Annotated in this window: 4 protein-coding genes; 2 read left to right on the top strand and 2 right to left on the bottom strand. The window is 41.2% G+C overall.

Features of this window, described 5'->3' with window-relative positions; translation table 11 throughout:
- Positions 1-571: cation:dicarboxylase symporter family transporter (locus AC075L_RS05125; protein WP_476387276.1), on the bottom strand; the 571-nt coding region annotated here is incomplete at its 3' end.
- Between the two features lie 82 nt (positions 572-653).
- Here AC075L_RS05125 and AC075L_RS05130 point away from each other — a divergent pair.
- Both AC075L_RS05130 and AC075L_RS05135 read left to right on the top strand, forming a co-directional pair.
- Positions 654-1,649 (top strand): XdhC family protein, encoded by a 996-nt coding sequence (locus AC075L_RS05130; protein WP_008704827.1) that lies wholly within the window; start codon positions 654-656, stop codon positions 1,647-1,649.
- A gap of 199 nt (positions 1,650-1,848) precedes the next feature.
- Positions 1,849-2,364 (top strand): SH3 domain-containing protein, encoded by a 516-nt coding sequence (locus AC075L_RS05135; RefSeq protein ID WP_008704825.1) that lies wholly within the window; start codon positions 1,849-1,851, stop codon positions 2,362-2,364.
- A 218-nt stretch (positions 2,365-2,582) separates the two neighbouring features.
- On the opposite strand, the gene AC075L_RS05140 is transcribed toward AC075L_RS05135, so the two are convergent.
- Positions 2,583-2,765 (bottom strand): S-ribosylhomocysteine lyase (locus AC075L_RS05140; protein ID WP_476387277.1); only part of this gene is annotated, 183 nt, incomplete at its 5' end.

Here is a 2,765-nt window from a genome sequence, read left to right on the forward strand (position 1 = left end):
AAGTCAGTCCGATGAAGTATGGGAGAATCGGAATAATGACTCTTGATACAATAGCCAGTATGATCTTCTGAAATTCTTCAAGAAAAGAAGAAATCAGACTGGCTTTTGTCCATGCAGATGCAAGTCCCAGCATAATGGCCAGTACAAGTGCACTCATGACAGGCATTATCTGTGGAATGGAAAGTTCAAAAACTACATCCGGCAAAGCTTTGAGATGACTGGCAGTGGAGCTGAAGGACAAATGTGGGATCAGCAGGTATCCGGATAATGCAGAGAATAAAGCAGCTCCCAGTGAGGAAGCATAAGCAATACTGACTGCAACACCTAACATTCTGGAAGCATTGTTTCCGAGTCTGGTAATAGATGGTGCGATAAATCCAATGATGATCAGCGGAACAGAAAAGCTGATCAGCTGACCAAGAATATACTTCGATGTTACAACCACATTCAGTACTGCAGTCGTAATGGCAGATTCATCTATTATATTAAGAAGAAGTCCGATACAGATTCCAAAAGCCACGCCGACAAGCAGTCTGAAGGGCAGACTGTGTAGAAAAAAGTTTTTTTTCATAATAATCCCCCTTTTTCTGTCAATTATAATATATAATGATGTCATGGTCAAAAGGTATTTTATATCGAAACAGGAGAGAGTTATGTACAGAAAAATTTATCAAATTTTGGAAGAAACAGGAAAAGTAAAAACAGCAATGGTTTTAAACGGGAATCATAAGGGCGAAAAATGTCTGATAAAAGAAAACCATTGTTTATCATCCGATGAAAATACAGCAGATTTCTGGAAAAAATATGAAGCTGATCTGGCGGAGTGCCAGGAGACAAAAGTTGTTCATATGGGAGATGTAGATTTCTTTGTGGAAATTTATGTGAAAAATCCGCAGCTTATCATTTTTGGAGGCGGACATGTTTCGCAGCCTGTTGCAAAAATCGGAAAAATGCTGGGATTTCATGTGACTGTTATGGATGACAGAGAAGATTTTGTGACTTCAGAGAGATTTCCGGATGCCGATCGGCTGATCAAAGGCAGCTATGATAAACTTTCAGACAAAATACCGGCCTATGAAAATGCTTATTATGTGATCGTGACAAGAGGTCATCTCGGAGACAGTGCCTGTGCCAGACAGATCCTGAGACGCCCTTATACTTATCTGGGAATGATCGGCAGTAAAAATAAGGTAAAACTGACCAGAGAAAAATTACTCGGAGAAGGTTTCAGCGAAGAACAGCTCAACAGTATCCATGCACCGATTGGATTGCCGATCGGAGGACATATGCCGGCAGAGATTGCTGTAAGTATTGCTGCGGAGATCGTTCAGGAAAAGAACAGGTATGATGTTTCTTATATTGATGGAGCTGTGGAGGATGCTGTCAGGAAAAAAGAAAATGGAATTATGATCACGATCATATCCAAGAGTGGTTCTTCTCCAAGAGGGACAGGAAGTAAAATGTTTATTGATAAAGACGGGAATTCATATGGAAGCATCGGAGGCGGAAATGTAGAATTTCAGGCTTTGAAATATGCACCAGAAGCGCAGCATGGTGAAATCAGAAAATATAATCTGTCTAACCAGGGCGGTGCGAATCTGGGAATGATCTGTGGCGGCGAGGTGGAAGTCCTTTATGAATTGTTGTAGATAAACACAGAACCTACAGCGTTACTGAGAACGGAGTGAACAGTAACCCTGCAGCAATTCCGCGCAAATGGAAGAAAGCAGACAAAGCAGGACAAAACGCATACTTGAATTATCTGTAAGAATCGTGTATATTAATACATAAAGCGAACACAGAAAACACGAGGGGACAGAGCGTGTTTGATAAAGGAGGAAACTACTTATGAAGAAATCACTTTGGCTGGTTCTTGTACTGGGACTTGCATTTGCTGCTCAGGGATGCGGATTTGATCCTACTATTGATTCCAGCGTTATGATCGTTAAAGTAACACCAACACCGGAAGTCACACCTACTCCTGAGGCTTCAGAGGCAACACCAACACCGGAAGCAACACCAACGCCGGCAGCAGAGCAGACAGCCAGTGGTGTAAAAGTAGAAGTGAAATCCGGTACCTATTATGCGTCATCAGAATTAAATCTTCGTTCTGATGCAAGTTCAGATGCAGATCTGATTTCAAGTGTGGCAGCCGGAACTCAGCTGAACAGTACAGGTGTATGCGAGAATGGATGGATTCGTGTGGATTATAATGGACAGACCTGTTATGCAAGCGGAGATTTTGTGACAACAACAGCTCCGGCAGCAGACGCAGGTGAGACTGCAGCAGATACATCAGCAGACGCAGGTGAGACTGCAGCAGATACATCAGCAGATACGTCTTATGATGAAAGTGCAGAATAATATGATGATATAAAAATTTGTATCAGTCCTCTTTAAATATATTTCTATGAGAGGTACAATAAAGGCTTTTTTGGAAAAATGTTGACAGAAATGTATAAGTAAAAGCAGAAGCTGCGGGGGATAATGACCTGTCAGCTTCTGCTTTTTTTGTCTGAAAAATACGATAGAAATCTTTTTCGGTGTGTTGTTTATGAGGATTGCTGTAATACTGTAGAATGTTACTGTGGATAAATAAGTCTGTCTGGCTTGATATCATAAAGAACTTCATCCAGAAATTTTCCTGCCAGATATTTTGCCATAGGCAGATTCATATCCAGATAATTTCCGCAGTCTTTTGCAGATGCTCCCGGAACTTCACCTTCAAAATCACGTATAAATTCAAAAGTCTCGATCATAAGCGG

The sequence above is a fragment of the Blautia sp. ZXY-1-B12 genome (assembly GCF_056339915.1).